Consider the following 14595-nt stretch of genomic DNA (forward strand, 5'->3'; position numbering starts at 1 on the left):
CCCGATGCTACCGCAGCGAGGCGCGCTGCCGGTGGGTCCGCGCCGCGACGCGGCCGTGCGTGCGGCGGACCGGTCAGGGAACGGCAGCCCGGTAGGCCTGCAGGGCGGCCGCCGCGGCGTCGCGCACCCGCTGCGCCAGCGCTCGCGGTTCCAGCACCTCGACGCCGTCGCCCAGGCCCAGCACCAGCCGGGTCATCCAGTCCTCGGAGGCGTACGTCATCACTGCCTCACAGGAGCCGTCCGGCAATTCGCGAACGTCGCGCATGGGGTAGTACTCGAGCATCCACGACGCCGACGGCGCGAGCCGCAACCGGGCGGACGGCAGCGAGGGATCGCCGTCGAACAGCGAGGTGTCCGGCGGAGCCTGCAGCGCGGGCGCGGGCGGGGCCGCCGGCTCGTCGAGCTCGGTGGCGTCGACGATGCGGTCGAAGCGGAACAACCGCACCCCGTCGGCCTCGCGCGACCAGGCCTCCAGGTAACTGTGACCGCCGACCAACAACACCCGGATGGGGTCGACGACGCGGCTGGTCAGCGTGTCGTGGGAGGCGGAGTAATAGTCGATGGACAGCGCTCGCCGGGACTGCACCGCGGTGCGCACCGCGGCGGCGGCCCGCGTCTCGGCCGGCGCGGGCTCCTGCACGGCGGTCACCGACGCGGTGAGATCGTGGCCGACGGAGCCGGCGGCGGCCTCGATCTTGGCGATCGCGTTGCGTGCGGCCTCGGGGTCGACGACGCCCGGGATGTCGGCGAGCGCCCGCAGCGCCACCAGCAGGCCGGTGGCCTCCGGGGAGGTGAGCTTGAGCGGCCGGTCGATCCCGGCGGAGAAGGTCACCTCGATGGTGTCCCCGGAGAACTGGAAGTCGATGAGGTCACCGGGATAGTAGCCGGGCAGGCCGCACATCCACAGCTGGTTAAGGTCCTCTTCGAGTTGCTTGTCCGAGACGCCGAGGTCCGCCGCGGCCTTGGCGCGGGTGACCTTCGGGTTGGCCTGGAAGTACGGGACCATGTTGAGCAGCCGGACCAGGCGGGTGGACACCGGCGTCATGAGACGCTCCCGGCGTGTGCGCGCAGCCGGCCCAGCACGTCCTCGCGCAGGGACGCCGGCTCCAGCACGACGGCGTCGGCGCCGTACCCGGCGATGTCACGCGCCAGCTGGTCGGCGGATCGGATGTCGAGCTCGATGACGTCGCCGTCGCGGTCGTTCAGTCGCCGGGGCCCGGCTGAGGAGCCGGCGCGGCGCAACGCCGTCGCCCGACCGTCGGCGACCCAGACCCGCGCCTGCCCGCCCGCCGTCGACGCGGCCATTTCGGTGAGCGTCTGGGCGACGATTCTGCGCAGGTCGACGCCGTCCGGGACGGCGACCGCGCCGGGTGGACCGATGGGCGCGACGTCGGGCCCGATGCGCGAGAGCCGGAAGGTGCGGGTGGCGTCGCGGTCGCGGTCGTGGCCCACCAGGTACCAGCGGCCCTTCTCGGTGACCACACCCCAGGGCTCGACGGTGCGGGTGGCGTAGGGCTCGGCCCGGGACGGCCGGTGGGCGAATTGCACGGCTTGGCGGGCGTCGATGGCGGCCAGCAGCACGCCGAGCACATCCTCCGAGCCGCGCAGCCCGGGCAGCCCGGGTGGCGACGCGATGGCCACCGGCGCGTCCGGGTCGACGTCGACGCCGGCGGCCCGCAGTTTGAGCAGTGCCCCCTGCGTCGCGGTGATCAGCTCGGGCGATTCCCACAGCTGCGTCGCGACCGCCACCGCGGCCGCCTCGTCGGCGGTCAGCTCGACGACGGGTAGGGAGTACGCGTCGCGGTTGATGCGGTAGCCCTCGGTGGGATCCCACGCCGACGCGCGGCCCACCTCGAGCGGGATGCCCAGGTCGCGCAACTCGTTCTTGTCCCGCTCGAACATCCGCGAGAACGCCTCCACGCTGGGGCTGTCCGAATAGCCGGCCACGCTGGACCGGATTTTCTCCGCACTGATGTAACCGCGGGTGGACAACAGGGCGATGACGAGATTGACCAGCCGCTCGACTTTGGAGGTCGCCATTTGCTCCAGATTAGATGGCGCCCGAGCGGCGCGCGCACCGACTCGCTAACGCCCCACAGGTCACATGCGTCGCAGTTTTGAGGGACACAGGCGGTTCTGGAGAGCGCTAGCGCGGGCGCTATCGCATTTGCGATTCGCCCATGCCGACCTCGGCGATGCTGGTGTGACCGATGGGACGAACGGCGCGCTACATGCTGGCGATGAGCCGCTTCACGCGCTCGTCGACCGCCCGGAACGGGTCCTTGCACAGCACGGTGCGCTGCGCCTGGTCGTTGAGCTTGAGATGCACCCAGTCGACGGTGAAGTCGCGGCCGGCGGCCTGGGCGGCGCTGATGAACTCTCCGCGTAGCCGGGCGCGTGTGGTCTGCGGCGGCTGGTCGACGGCCTCGGCGATGTCCTCGTCGGTGGTGACGCGCGCGGCCAACCCCTTGCGCTGCAGCAGGTCGAACACGCCCCGGCCGCGCTTGATGTCGTGATACGCCAGGTCCAACTGCGCGATCTTCGGATCAGACAGCTCCATGTTGTAGCGGTCCTGGTAGCGCTGGAAGAGCTTGCGCTTGATCACCCAGTCGATCTCGGTGTCGACCTTGGCGAAGTCCTGGCTCTCGACGGCGTCGAGTTGGCGGCCCCACAGATCGACGACCTGCTCGACCTGGGCGTTCGGCTCGCGGGTCTGCAGGTGTTCGACGGCGCGGCTGTAGTACTCCCGCTGGATGTCCAGCGCGGTGGCCTGCCGGCCGCCCGCCAGCCGCACGGGCCGCCGCCCGGTGGTGTCGTGGCTGACCTCGCGGATGGCGCGGATCGGGTTGTCGAGCGAGAAATCGCGGAACGGGACCCCGGCCTCGATCATCTCCAAGACCAGCGCCGCGGTGCCGACCTTGAGCATGGTCGTGGTCTCACACATGTTGGAGTCGCCGACGATCACGTGCAGCCGGCGATATTTTTCGGCGTCGGCGTGCGGCTCGTCGCGGGTGTTGATGATGGGCCGGCTGCGGGTGGTCGCCGACGAGACCCCCTCCCAGATGTGCTCGGCGCGCTGCGACAGGCAGAACGTCGCGGCCTTGGGGGTCTGCAGCACCTTGCCGGCACCACAGATCAGCTGGCGGGTGACCAGGAAGGGCAGCAGCACGTCGGAGATGCGGGAGAATTCGCCGGCGCGCACGATCAGGTAATTCTCGTGGCAGCCGTAAGAGTTGCCCGCCGAGTCGGTGTTGTTCTTGAACAGATAGATGTCGCCACCGATGCCCTCGTCCGCGAGCCGCTGCTCGGCGTCGACGAGAAGGTCTTCCAGCACCCATTCGCCGGCTCGGTCGTGGGTGACCAACTGGACGAGGCTGTCGCATTCGGCCGTGGCGTACTCCGGGTGGCTGCCGACGTCGAGATAAAGCCGAGCGCCATTGCGCAGGAACACATTGGAGCTGCGGCCCCAGGACACGACGCGGCGGAACAGGTACCGAGCCACCTCGTCCGGGCTCAGCCGTCGGTGGCCGTGGAATGTGCAGGTGACCCCGAACTCGGTCTCGATGCCCATGATTCGCCGCTGCACACAATCGAGCGTACTTGTTGTGCGACCGCATGGGTGCTCAAGCCGCGATTACGGCCCGACAACTTCCGACGCTCCCCCGCACCGTCGCGCTGCACACGAACCTGGAAAACCGCCCCGACGAACCTGTGACTTACCTGAAAACGCAGTCCCCTCGGTGGGTGAATTGTAACTGACCGTATTCGGAACTCGCCGTCAACAAAGCGTAAGGAATCGACGGTCACGTTAAGAACAAAAGCTCATCGTTAACAATTAATCACTTTCGCGTGGACGGCCCTCGCTCGGTTGCACGCGGACGAACCTGGTCGCTATATACATTCCATCACCGCAATCGAAGCCGTCGACGCTGGGCGCCGAACGTCGACGTTCGCCAGACGCCGCCCTCCGTCCCGACTACCAGGCCACTTCGAGCAGAACGCTTCCAGAATGGACTTGAATGCAAGATAACAATGCTTTTGCTGAAAATTCGCTTTTAGCGAGTTCAGTCCAATTGAAATGCCATTTACATCGATTTGCCATAAAACTTAAGGGGAAATGATGCCGCTCGGCAGCGTTTTACAGGCACTGATCGTCTTGGCCGTCGTCTTGGTCGGCTCGGTACTGGTCGGCCACGTGTTTCGCCGAATCAAACAACCCGCGGTTGTCGGCGTCATCTTCTTCGGACTTTTGATGGGCACGCTGCTGGCCGTGTGCCCGCCCTCGCTGAAGCCGGTGCTGACCTCGGCGACCTCGAAATCTCTGATCGAGGCGGTCGGCGAGGCAGGTCTGCTCCTGCTGATGTTTATGGTGGGCGTCGAGTTGCGCTCGTACAGCTCCAACGGTGCGCGGTCGTCCTACTGGCAGCTGGTGCCCTGCCTGGCGATCCCGATCGTCGTGTGCGCCGCCGCAGCGTGGCCGTTCGCGCACCGTCTCGTCGGCCCCGACCACAACCCGCTTCACGTCTGGTTGTTCGTGGGTGTGGCTTTGAGCGTGACGGCCGTTCCCGTCCTGGTGCTCCTGGTTCGGGATCTGGGTGTCCCGGCGCCGGTGCCCGAGGTCGCGCTGCGCATCGCCGTCGCGACGGACGCGACGGCGTGGGCGTTGGTTACGGCGTTGATCGTGGTGACCACCGACCTGAGCGCGGTCTCCGTGCCGGCGGTCTGCGTGGGCGTCGCGATGCTGATGGCCGTGGTGTTGGTGCTGCCTCGACTCATTCGGCGGTGGTTTAGGACGGACATCCACGCCGCCCCCTTCGTGGTGGCCATCCTGGCTTATGTCCTGGTCGGCGGCGCAGCCACGCAGGTCCTCGGCGTCCATCCGGCCATCGGCGCGGTGATCGCCGGCCTGTCCTTTCCCACCGGGATCGCCAGCGAGAAGGCGCATCACGCCCTGGGCGCGGTCGCCGACGTGTTAATTCCCGCGTTCTTCGTGTCGAGTGCGCTCTCGGTGCCGCTGCAGACCCTCGCGGACCTGTGCCGGTGGAGCGGTCTGCTGTGCCTGCTGTGCCTGACCGTCGCGGCGTTCGGATCGAAGATCGCCGTGGGTTGGCTCGCCGGCAAGATGCAGCGCTGGCCGCATCAAACGTCCGCCGAATTGGGCGTCCTGCTCAATTGTCGCGGCGTCACCGAACTCGCCATTGCGACGGTCGGGCTGCAATCGCACCTGATCGGCCCGTACGCCTTCGCGATGTTGTGCGCGCTCGCCATTATCACCACCGCGGTGACCGCCCCGCTGTATCGCGCCATCTCCAGGGTCGCCGCGGTCCGCGTGGCACCGGCACCCATGCCACAGGCAACGGCCGCCTGAGCGGCCACCAGCATCCGCAGGAGATAAGCAGTGACTCAACCAGGGGCCAAAGAGAAGCCGCGCCCGAATCCACGGCTGCTGCCGATCCGCAAGCGAATTCCCCGGTCCGGTGGGCCACCGCCGCGGACCTCCCAGACAGCGTGGAAATTCCCCGAGGACCGCGCACCGTCCCAGGGCCGCCGCCGGCGGTGGTGGCCGCGCACGCGCTTCGGTGTCATCGCCCTGCTGGGAGCGGTCGCTTGCGCGATGCTCACATCGCTGGTGCTTTACGTCGACGACGCCGCCGCACAGAGGATTTCGGTGCACGGACTGCCCGCCGCCGGCGGGACGACGGTCACCCTGAATGTGGTGAGCATCGGCAGCAGTTACAGCGAACTCGTCGGCGATCTCGTCGTCCGGCCCGGACCCGACCTACTGGATCCGGCCACCGACGGGCTCAAACAGGATTTGACCGTGGCGGTCACGTCCACGACGACGCCGATCAGGCGCACCTGGTCCAAGGGCATGCTGCCGGGCGTCTTCCCGGTTCCGCTCACCTTGGCCCGCGACGTCGAGCGCTGGCCATTCGACAGCTACTACACCGGCCCCATCACGGTGGAACTGTTCAGTGGCACCGGACAACCGCCGGAGCGCGCCGACGTGGCCTTCGTCAACCGACTGACCGGCTGGAAGTTCAATGTCAACCGGGTGAGCACCGCAAACCGGTTGGCGCCCTACGAGATCGAACTTCAGCGGTCCGCAAGCACCATGCTGTTCGCGATCGTCATCCTGTGCATCTTCGTCGCGATCGCGGCCGTCGGCCTGTTCGTGGCGATAAAAACCCTCCGCGATCCACGGCGCTTCCAATCGCCGTTGACCACCTGGTACGCGGCGATGCTGTTCGCCGTGGTGCCGCTTCGCAACGCGCTCCCGGGGTCACCGGCGTTCGGCAGCTGGATCGACCTGACGATCGTCTTGTGGGTGCTGGTCGCGTTGGTCGTGTCGATGCTGCTCTACATCGCGGCGTGGTGGCAGGCGACCAACGCGAAAACGTGAGCGGGTCGCCGCCGCCCGCCCCAACCGGTCAGTCGGTCTCCTGCAGCAGGCCCTCGAGCGTCTGGCGGTTGATCCGCCTGAACGCGCGGCGCGGCCGGTTGACATCGAGGATCGCGATCTCGAGGCTGGCGACGTCGAGGCTGGACTGGTCGCCATTCGAGCCGCTCTCCGCGCTGCCGGCCCGCAACGCCTTGACCGCGATGCGGGTGGCGTCACGCAGGTCGGCGTTCTCGGTGTAGGAGTCCTTGAGCGCCGTGGTGATCGGCTCGGTGGTGCCGCCCATCACGACGAAGTGCGGCTCGTCGGCGATCGACCCGTCGTAGGTGATGCGGTAGAGCTCGGGCGGCTTTGACTCGCCGTAGTGTGCGACCTCCGCCACGCACAGCTCCACCTCGTAGGGCTTGGCCTGCTCGGTGAAGATGGTGCCCAGGGTCTGCGCGTAGACATTGGCCAGCTGGCGGCCGGTCACGTCGCGCCGGTCGTAGGCATACCCGCGGGTGTCGGCGAACTGGATGCCGCCGCGGCGCAGGTTGTCGAACTCGTTGAACTTGCCCGCGGCCGCAAAGCCCACCCGGTCGTAGAGCTCGCTGATCTTCTGCAGGGACCGCGACGGGTTCTCCGCCACGAACAGCACGCCTCCGGCATAGGCCAACGCGACCACGCTTTTGCCGCGGGCGATGCCCTTGCGCGCGAGCTCGCTGCGCTCGCGCATCGCCTGCTCGGGCGAGATGAAGTACGGGAAGCTCACTTCTCACCACCGTCCGGCCCGAAAGTGTCAGCGCGCGACCGGCTTTGGATGACCTCGCGGGCCAGCTCGGCGATCCGGCTCTCCGGGACCTCCACGGCGCCCTCGGCGCCGATGGACACGGCCGTCGGGTAGATCCCGCGAACCAGGTCCGGTCCGCCGGTGGCGGAGTCGTCGTCGGCCGCGTCGTAGAGCGCCTCCACGGCGACCCGCACGGCGGAATCGGAGTCGGTCACCTGCGAGTACAGCTTCTTGATCGACGACTTGGCGAACAGCGACCCCGAGCCCACCGACTGATAGCCCTCTTCCTCCAGGTTCCAGCCGCCGGCCGCGTCGAATGACACGATCCGGCCGGCGCTTTCGGGGTCGGGCGCGTCGATGTCGTAGCCCGCGAGCAGCGGCAGCGCCACCAGACCCTGCATGGCGGCGGCCAGGTTGCCGCGCACCATGATCGCCAACCGGTTCACTTTGCCGGCGAACGTCAGCGGCACGCCTTCGAGCTTCTCGTAGTGTTCGAGTTCGACTGCATAGAGCCGGGCGAACTCGACGGCGATCGCCGCGGTTCCGGCGATCCCCGTGGCGGTGTAGTCGTCGGTGACGTACACCTTTTTGACGTCCCGCCCGGCGATCATGTTGCCCTGCGTCGAACGCCGGTCCCCGGCGATGACGACCCCGCCGGGGAACTTCAGCGCGACGATGGTGGTGCCGTGCGGCAGGTTCGCGCCGGCGCCCGGCTGCGCGTCACCGTTGAGGTTCGCCGGCAGCAACTGCGGAGCCTGACGGCTCAGGAAGTCGGCGAACGACGAGAGGTCTACAGCGGGGCCCGGGGACAGGGCCGAGCCCGGAAGTGCGAAGTTAGAGGACAGGCGATCGGAGAAAGGCCAGGTCACTGTCCGCCCTTTTGGACGTATGCCCGGACGAAGTCTTCCGCGTTCTCCTCGAGGACGTCGTCGATCTCGTCCAGCAGATCGTCGGTCTCCTCAGTAAGCTTTTCACGGCGCTCCTGACCCGCGGCCGTGCTGCTGGTGACGTCATCCTCGTCACCGCCACCACCGCCACGCTTGGTCTGCTCTTGAGCCATCGCCGCCTCCTGCGTTATCTGGGCCTGTGTAACAGCCGCGCCACACTGCCCGCTGGTCTTTCCCTAGCCTACCGGGCAACCCCGACGTTCCCCCGGCTAACCGGCACTTAGCTGGTCAGCTGTTCCACCAGCGCGGCGGCGCTGTCCACCGAGTCCAACAGCGCGCCGACGTGCGCCTTGCTGCCCCGCAGCGGCTCGAGCGTGGGAATCCGGACCAGCGAATCGCCGCCCAGGTCGAAGATCACCGAGTCCCAACTGGCCGCGGCGATGTCGGCGCCGAAGCGGCGCAGGCACTCCCCGCGGAAGTAGGCGCGCGTGTCCGTCGGCGGCTTGTCGACCGCTTCGAGGACCTGGTGCTCGGTCACCAGCCGCTTCATCGAGCCGCGCGCGACCAGCCGGTTGTACAGCCCTTTGTCCAGCCGGACGTCGGAGTACTGCAGGTCGACCAGGTGCAGCCGGGGCGCCGACCAGCTCAGGTTCTCCCGCTGCCGGAAGCCCTCGAGCAGCCGCAGCTTGGCCGGCCAGTCCAGCAGCTCCGCGCATTCCATCGGGTCCCGCTCGAGCAGGTCGAGCACGTGCGCCCACGTTTCGACGACGTGCGACGCGCGCGGGTCGGGATCGCGACTGTCGACCAGCTTCGCCACCCGGTCCAGGTAAATCCGTTGCAGCGCAAGGCCTGTCAACTCACGCCCGTCGGAGAGCGCCACCGCGGTCCGCAGCGACGGGTCGCGACTGATCGCGTGGACGGCGTGCACCGGCCGCGCCAGCGCGAGATCGGCCAGGTCGATGCCGTGCGCCGGGCCCTCCTCGATCAAGTCCAGAACCAGCGCCGTCGTGCCCAGCTTCAGGTAGGTCGACGTCTCGGCGAGGTTGGCGTCGCCGATGATCACGTGCAACCGGCGGTAGCGGTCGGCGTCGGCGTGCGGCTCGTCGCGGGTGTTGATGATGCCGCGCTTGAGGGTGGTCTCCAGCCCCACCTCGACCTCGATGTAGTCGGAGCGCTGCGACAGCTGGAAGCCCGGCTCGTCGCCCGACGGGCCGATGCCGACGCGACCGGACCCGGTGACCACCTGGCGGGACACGAAGAACGGGGTGAGACCCGCGATGATCGAGGAGAACGGCGTCTGCCGAGACATCAAGTAGTTCTCGTGCGACCCGTAGGAAGCGCCCTTGCCGTCGACGTTGTTCTTGTACAGCTGCAGCTTGGCGGCCCCCGGCACGCTCGCGACGTGCCGCGCGGCGGCCTCCATGACCCGTTCGCCGGCCTTGTCCCAGATCACCGCGTCCAGCGGGTCGGTGCACTCCGGGGCGGAATACTCGGGGTGCGCATGGTCGACGTAGAGCCGGGCGCCGTTGGTGAGGATCATGTTCGCGGCGCCCACCTCGTCGGCGTCGACCACCGGCGGCGGGCCGGCCGAGCGGCTCAGGTCGAAACCGCGGGCGTCGCGCAGCGGCGACTCCACCTCGTAGTCCCACCGGGTGCGCTTGGCGCGCTGAATCCCGGCGGCGGCCGCATAGGCCAACACCGCCTGAGTCGAAGTGAGGATCGGGTTGGCGGTCGGGTCGGACGGCGACGAGATGCCGTACTCGACCTCCGTCCCGATAATCCGTTGCATGCGACCAGCGTAGGCCGAGCGACGAGCAGCCCTCGCGCAGGGTGAAACGGCCGGCCAGCGGTCGCCACGCCGCTAGGGTGACCGGGTGGACGCAACTCGGCGCCGCGCGCCGGACCGTCAGCGCGCGGCCGCCGCCGAACAGTGGTTCTTGGCGCGGGGTCTGCCGTCGGTGCTCACCCCGAGCGGGCGGTGGCGCCGATTGTGGCCGCGGTGCGCCCCCGTGCTGTCGGCGTGGGCCGCGGTCGAGGCGTGCCTGCTGGGCGTTTTCCTCGTCAGTGACGGCAACGATGTCTTCATCGAGAACACGCCGACGACGACGCAGTGGGTGATCTTGGCGTTGCTGGTCGCGGCGCTTCCGATGGCGGCCCTGACCGGCTGGCTGGTGTCGCGGGTGTCGGGCGGGCGCACCCGGGCGGTCGCCGCCACCGCGGCGGTCGGCTGCGCCGTCGGGTGCGGCCTGATCGAGTCCGGACCGCTACCGCTGCTGCGACACGCGGTGATCGTCGCCGCGGTGCTGCTCATGGCCGGCTGCGGCGTCGGGTCGGTGCTCGCGTGGGCGGTGCGCATGACGATCGAGCACCTGTCGACGGTCGGCACGCTGGCGGTCCGCGCACTGCCGATCGTGTTGCTGACCGCGTTAGTGTTCTTCAACACCTACGTCTGGCTGATGGCGGCCAACATCGGCGGCGAAAGACTGGCTCTGGCAATCGTTTTCCTGCTGGGCATCGCCAGCGCGTTCGTCGTGTCCAAGACGGTCGAACGGGTCAGGCCGCTGCTCAGGGCACCCGCGGCGCCACCGGAAGACAGCGTCGACCTCGACGGCACGCCGTTCGCGGCGATGCCCGATACTCGCGGCGCCGCACCGCTGCGGCGGGTGGAGCGGCTGAACGTGGTGTTTCTGCTGGCCACCTCGCAGCTGATCGAGATCGTGGTGGTGGCCGCCGTCGGCGCGACCATGTATCTCATCCTCGGGCTGATCATTCTGACGCCGCCGCTGCTCAAGGAATGGACGCACACCGGCTCCACCACCTCCACGGTGTTCGGCCTGACCTTTCCCGCGCCCGATTCGCTGATCCACATGTGCTTGTTTCTGGGCGCGCTGACGTTCATGTACATCAGCGCCCGCGCGGTCGACGACGCCGAATACCGCGCGATGTTCCTGGACCCGCTGCTCGCGGACCTGCGCGTCGCGCTGGCGGCGCGTACTCGCTACCGCCAGGCGACCGTTGCTGTTGACGGCGCCGATACCAGTGACTAACTTCACCCTGTGTCCGCCCCCGAGCCCGACCGTGCACCCGCATTCGGCAGCGCTCCCCGCGCGGCCGCCGAGCAGCCACCCGATCTGTGCGGGAAGCGTTACGGCGAAGTCCTTCTCGTGACGCCCGGCGAGGCGGGGCCGCAGGCCAACGTCTACAACAGCTTCCCGCTCAACGACTGTCCCGCCGAACTGTGGTCGGCGTTGGACGCGCACGCCATCGCCGCGGAGCACGGCGCGGCCGCGGCGCTGCTCAACGGGCCGCGCTACTGGCTGATGAACGCGATCGAGAAGGAGACGCGGGGTCCGCGGATCACCAAGAACTTCGGCGGTATCGAGATGATCCTGCAGGCAACGGTGTTGCTGTCGTCGATGAATCCCGCGCCCTACCTGGCCAACAACGTCAACCGCCACACGGTCTTCGTGTTCAACGCCGGCCAGGAGATCTACGAGCTGATCGACCCCCGGGGCAGGCACTGGGTGATGCAGACGTGGAGTCAGGTCGCCGACCCGAACCTGTCCCGCCGCGACCTCCCCGGCCTGGCCGACCGGCTGGAGTTACCGGCCGGCTGGACCTATCAACCGCGGGTGCTCACCGACGAGCTGCGGGTGGACACCAGGACGCAGGCCGCCGAGGTGTTGCAGGACAACCTCACCAACAGCTATTCGCTGGTGAGCTGAGCCCGAAACTCAAGCCCCGCACACCGTGGTGGGCGGGGCTTGAGCCGTGCGACTGCCTACAGGTACTGACCCAGGTTGGACTCGGTGTCGATGGCCCGCGAGGCGCTCGAGGACTTGCCGGTGACCAGGGTGCGGATGTAGACGATCCGCTCGCCCTTCTTGCCCGAGATCCGCGCCCAGTCGTCGGGGTTGGTGGTGTTGGGCAGGTCCTCGTTCTCGGCGAATTCGTCGACGATCGAGTCCAGCAGGTGCTGGATGCGTAGACCGGGCTGACCGGTCTCCAGCACCGACTTGATCGCGTTCTTCTTCGCCCGGTCGACGACGTTTTGGATCATGGCCCCGGAGTTGAAGTCCTTGAAATACATGACTTCCTTGTCACCGTTGGCGTAGGTGACCTCCAGGAACCGGTTGTCGTCGATCTCGGCGTACATCCGCTCGACGACCTTCTCGATCATCGCCCTGATGCAGGCCGAGCGGTCGCCGCCGAACTCGGCGAGATCGTCGGCGTGCACGGGCAGCGTGTCGGTCAGGTACTTCGAGAAAATGTCTTGCGCCGCTTCGGCATCCGGGCGCTCAATCTTGATCTTCACGTCGAGACGTCCGGGCCGCAGGATGGCGGGGTCGATCATGTCCTCGCGGTTGGAGGCGCCGATCACGATGACGTTCTCCAGACCCTCGACGCCGTCGATCTCGCTGAGCAGCTGCGGGACGACCGTCGTCTCGACGTCCGACGACACACCGGTGCCGCGGGTCCGGAAGATCGAGTCCATCTCGTCGAAGAACACGATCACCGGGGTGCCTTCTGAGGCCTTCTCGCGGGCACGCTGGAAGATCAGCCGGATGTGCCGCTCGGTCTCGCCGACGAACTTGTTGAGCAGCTCGGGGCCCTTGATGTTGAGGAAGTAAGACTTCGCTTCCCGGGCGTCGTCGCCACGCACCTCGGCCATCTTCTTGGCCAACGAGTTCGCGACCGCCTTGGCGATGAGCGTCTTTCCGCAACCGGGAGGGCCGTACAGCAGCACGCCTTTCGGCGGACGCAGCGCGTACTCGCGGTACAGCTCCTTGTGCAGGAACGGCAGCTCGACGGCGTCGCGGATCTGCTCGATCTGGCGGGTCAGGCCACCGATGTCGAGGTAGCTGACGTCCGGCACTTCCTCCAGGACGAGGTCCTCGACCTCGGCCTTGGGGATGCGCTCAAAGGCGTAACCGGCCTTGGTGTCCACCAGCAGGGAGTCGCCGGGCCGCAGCTTGCGCGGCCGGGTGTCGTCGTTGAGCCCGTCGGGGATGCTTTCGGGCAGGTTCTCCGCGACCAGCGGCTCGGCGAGCCACACGATGCGCTCCTCGTCGGCGTGGCCGACCACCAAGGCGCGGTGCCCGTCCGCCAACAGTTCACGCAGCGTGGAGATTTCGCCCACCGACTCGTACGTGCCGGCCTCCACCACGGTGAGGGCCTCGTTGAGCCGCACCGTCTGACCCTTGCGCAGCAGCGAGACGTCGATGTTCGGCGAGCACGTCAGGCGCATCTTGCGTCCGGACGTGAACACGTCGACGGTGTCGTCCTCGTGCGAACCGAGCAGCACGCCGTAGCCGCTGGGCGGCTGCCCCAGCCGGTCGACCTCCTCGCGCAGGGCGAGGAGTTGCTGGCGGGCCTCTTTGAGGGTCTCCATCAACTTCGAGTTGCGGGAGGCCAGCGAGTCGATGCGCGCCTCGAGCTGATGCACATCGCGAGCGGAGCGGGCGCCACCATGCGCACCGGCCGCGTGCTCGAGTTGCTCGCGCAGCAGCGCTGCTTCGCGACGCAGTTGTTCCAACTCGGCAGCATCGCCGCTGGACATGTTCGACTCGCTAGGGGTCCCGAATGCTTCAGAACGCTCTGAGCTACCCATCTTGCGCTCCTTTCCCACACCGAATTGGTGCGGCGGATACTTCAAAGCTACCGGCGATTGCCGAATGATGTGCGGAGTCAATTACCCACGAAAAGTTAAGATTTTCGTCTCCCTGGTAATCTCGGCCACTAATCGCGTTGATCCAAAGGGCCTCGGAAGGTGCCAGAGTGACCGGAAAAAGCCTCGCCACGGCTCCGGCCCATGGCCTGTCCGCCGAGGCGGCCGGCGCCGGTGTGAACTCACTTGCACCCGCCGGCAGCACCTGCCCCGCACCCGCCGAATCGCCGCGCGCGCCGGGAGTAACCCGCGGCGCTCCGCCCGGCTGACCCACTGGATGCACCGACACCTCTCTCTAGCTCTTGCCGCCACCGCCGCCGTGGCGGCCGTCGGACTCGCGGCGTGTTCTAGTCACCATAAGGACAGGGCTGCACCCCCCGCCTCCGTGGTGCCCCCGGTCACCTCCGGTCAGTTCACCGCGGCGCCGACCGCGCCCCCGCCAGCGCCGGAAGCGCTGACCGAGGTCCTCGGCCGACTCGCCGACCCGAGCATTCCCGGTAGCAGCAAGGTCAACCTCGTCGAGGGCGCGACGCCGGAAAGCGCCGGCTCGTTGGACAAGTTCACCAACGCGCTACGCGACAACGGCTACCTGCCCATGACGTTCACCGCGAACGATGTGGGGTGGTCGGACAAGAACCCGGCGGACGTGAAAGCGACCATCGTCGTCCACACCGCGCAGGCCAACAACGCGAACTTCACCTTCCCGATGCTGTTCACGCCGTTCCAGGGCGGCTGGCAGCTGTCGCGGCAGACCGCGGAAACGCTGTTGTCCCTGGGCCAGTCCCCCCCCGCGAACCCGTCTCCGCCGCCGCCACGCTGAACTTTCGGCGCAGCTCGGCCACGACCGGCCGCACGACCGGTATCTTTTCGG

General features: G+C 67.9%; 13 protein-coding genes and 1 pseudogene. 5 read left to right on the forward strand and 9 right to left on the reverse strand.

Annotated elements, in window-relative coordinates; translation table 11 throughout:
* Positions 1–73: 73 nt before the first annotated feature.
* The 3 genes from A5700_RS22320 to pafA all read right to left on the reverse strand — a co-directional run bounded on the left by A5700_RS22320 (position 74) and on the right by pafA (position 3586).
* The gene (locus tag A5700_RS22320) at positions 74–1045 is read right to left on the reverse strand and encodes a YafY family protein (RefSeq protein WP_068066895.1); all 972 of its coding nucleotides are present in this window, start codon (positions 1043–1045) and stop codon (positions 74–76) included.
* A complete protein-coding gene (locus tag A5700_RS22325) occupies positions 1042–2040 on the reverse strand; it encodes a YafY family protein (protein ID WP_068066898.1) in 999 nt (332 codons plus the stop codon). Before A5700_RS22325 ends, A5700_RS22320 begins: the two co-directional genes overlap by 4 nt.
* A 187-nt stretch (positions 2041–2227) precedes the next feature.
* Entirely contained in the window at positions 2228–3586 is a 1359-nt protein-coding gene (gene pafA / locus A5700_RS22330) for a Pup--protein ligase (protein WP_156671380.1), read from the reverse strand.
* A gap of 534 nt (positions 3587–4120) precedes the next feature.
* On the opposite strand from pafA, the gene A5700_RS22335 reads away from it, so the two are divergent.
* The gene (locus A5700_RS22335) at positions 4121–5368 is read left to right on the forward strand and encodes a cation:proton antiporter (protein WP_197502752.1); all 1248 of its coding nucleotides are present in this window, start codon (positions 4121–4123) and stop codon (positions 5366–5368) included.
* A 246-nt stretch (positions 5369–5614) separates the two neighbouring features.
* Positions 5615–6403, forward strand: a complete 789-nt coding sequence (locus A5700_RS22340; protein ID WP_068066908.1) for a DUF4436 domain-containing protein — start codon at positions 5615–5617, stop codon at positions 6401–6403.
* 28 nt (positions 6404–6431) lie between these two features.
* Here A5700_RS22340 and prcA read toward each other — a convergent pair whose 3' ends face one another.
* From prcA to dop, 4 genes are all read right to left on the reverse strand, one after another.
* The gene (gene prcA, locus A5700_RS22345) at positions 6432–7151 is read right to left on the reverse strand and encodes a proteasome subunit alpha (RefSeq protein ID WP_068066912.1); all 720 of its coding nucleotides are present in this window, start codon (positions 7149–7151) and stop codon (positions 6432–6434) included.
* A complete protein-coding gene (gene prcB, locus A5700_RS22350) occupies positions 7148–8038 on the reverse strand; it encodes a proteasome subunit beta (protein ID WP_068066915.1) in 891 nt (296 codons plus the stop codon). Before prcB ends, prcA begins: the two co-directional genes overlap by 4 nt.
* The gene (locus A5700_RS22355) at positions 8035–8229 is read right to left on the reverse strand and encodes a ubiquitin-like protein Pup (RefSeq protein WP_068066918.1); all 195 of its coding nucleotides are present in this window, start codon (positions 8227–8229) and stop codon (positions 8035–8037) included. Before A5700_RS22355 ends, prcB begins: the two co-directional genes overlap by 4 nt.
* A gap of 107 nt (positions 8230–8336) precedes the next feature.
* Positions 8337–9845: a pup deamidase/depupylase gene (gene dop, locus A5700_RS22360; RefSeq protein WP_068066920.1), complete on the reverse strand. Its 1509-nt coding sequence runs from the start codon at positions 9843–9845 to the stop codon at positions 8337–8339.
* An 85-nt stretch (positions 9846–9930) separates the two neighbouring features.
* Here dop and A5700_RS22365 point away from each other — a divergent pair, with 85 nt between their 5' ends.
* Together A5700_RS22365 and A5700_RS22370 are read left to right on the forward strand one after the other, a co-directional pair.
* Positions 9931–11103 carry a hypothetical protein gene (locus A5700_RS22365; protein WP_068066923.1) on the forward strand — a complete coding sequence of 391 codons (1173 nt, stop codon included), beginning with the start codon at positions 9931–9933 and terminating at the stop codon, positions 11101–11103.
* Positions 11104–11187: 84 nt separating this feature from the next.
* Positions 11188–11781 (forward strand): hypothetical protein, encoded by a 594-nt coding sequence (locus A5700_RS22370; protein ID WP_068066942.1) that lies wholly within the window; start codon positions 11188–11190, stop codon positions 11779–11781.
* Positions 11782–11837: 56 nt separating this feature from the next.
* Here the strand turns inward: A5700_RS22370 and arc are convergent, their stop codons facing one another.
* Positions 11838–13667 carry a proteasome ATPase gene (gene arc, locus A5700_RS22375; protein ID WP_068066943.1) on the reverse strand — a complete coding sequence of 610 codons (1830 nt, stop codon included), beginning with the start codon at positions 13665–13667 and terminating at the stop codon, positions 11838–11840.
* A 334-nt stretch (positions 13668–14001) separates the two neighbouring features.
* Here arc and A5700_RS22380 point away from each other — a divergent pair, with 334 nt between their 5' ends.
* Positions 14002–14544 (forward strand): hypothetical protein, encoded by a 543-nt coding sequence (locus A5700_RS22380; protein ID WP_068205027.1) that lies wholly within the window; start codon positions 14002–14004, stop codon positions 14542–14544.
* Here the strand turns inward: A5700_RS22380 and A5700_RS27110 are convergent.
* Positions 14516–14595 (reverse strand): annotated as a pseudogene (locus tag A5700_RS27110) (DUF503 family protein); the annotation flags it as partial. The gene A5700_RS22380 and the pseudogene A5700_RS27110 sit on opposite strands and share 29 nt — an antisense overlap.

This window comes from Mycobacterium sp. E1214, from assembly GCF_001666755.1.
Taxonomy (GTDB): Bacteria; Actinomycetota; Actinomycetes; order Mycobacteriales; family Mycobacteriaceae; genus Mycobacterium.